1 protein-coding gene is annotated in these 866 nt (G+C 67.9%); it reads right to left on the bottom strand.

The annotated features are described in order from the left end of the window. Positions 1-56 precede the first annotated feature (56 nt). On the bottom strand, positions 57-866 hold an 810-nt coding region (locus WFM69_RS19270), incomplete at its 5' end, for an IS256 family transposase (RefSeq protein ID WP_337007449.1).

The raw sequence follows: 866 nt of genomic DNA, 5'->3' as shown, positions 1-866 counted from the left end.
GGTCAAGCCCCAGCACGTGGTGTAGCGGTCGGTGATCCTTCTGCTGTTGTTTTCGGTTAGGCGCTGAGCTCGAGGACGGTGTCGGTGTTCACCTCGGTTCTGGTGTCGGTGACGAGGGTGAGGCGGGACTTGGCGAGGATCTCGAGGCCGAGGTAGCGGCGGCCTTCGACCCATTCGTCGGTGATCTCGGCGAGGACGGCGCCGACGAGGCGGACGATCGCGTCGCGGTTGGGGAAGATGCCGACGGAGTCGGTGCGGCGGCGGATCTCGCGGTTGAGGCGCTCGTTGGGGTTGTTGGACCAGATCTGCTGCCAGAGTCCCTCGGGGAATCCGGTGAACGCGAGGATGTCTGCTCTCGCGTTGTCGAGGTGCTCGTGCGCGGCGGGGAGCTTTCCGTCGACGTAGTCCAGCAGCCGGTCGAACTGCGCGTTCACGGCATCAGCGTCGGGTTGGTCGTAGACGGAGTGCAGCATCGCTTTCACCGCCGGCCATAGCGCCTTCGGGGTCACGCTCATCAGGTTCGCTGCGTAGTGGGTCCTGCAGCGTTGCCAGACTGCTCCGGGCAGGTTCGCCGCGATCGCCTCGACGAGACCTGCGTGCGCGTCGCTGGTGACCAGGCGGACGCCGCCGAGGCCGCGGGCGACGAGGTCAGCGAAGAACGAGTTCCACGCCGCCCCGGTCTCACTGGTCGCGACCCGCAGGCCGAGGACTTCGCGGCGCCCGTCGCCGTTGACGCCGGTCGCGACGAGCACGACCGCGTTGATCACCCGGCCGCCCTCACGAACCTTCATCGTCAACGCGTCCGCCGCGACAAACGTGAACGGCCCCGCGTCACCCAGCGGGCGGTGCCGGAACTGGTCGACGTG

Origin of the sequence: Microbacterium sp. LB12 (assembly GCF_037150835.1) — a bacterium.
Classification (GTDB): domain Bacteria; phylum Actinomycetota; class Actinomycetes; order Actinomycetales; family Microbacteriaceae; genus Microbacterium.
This window is presented reverse-complemented; position numbering and strand designations above follow the sequence as displayed.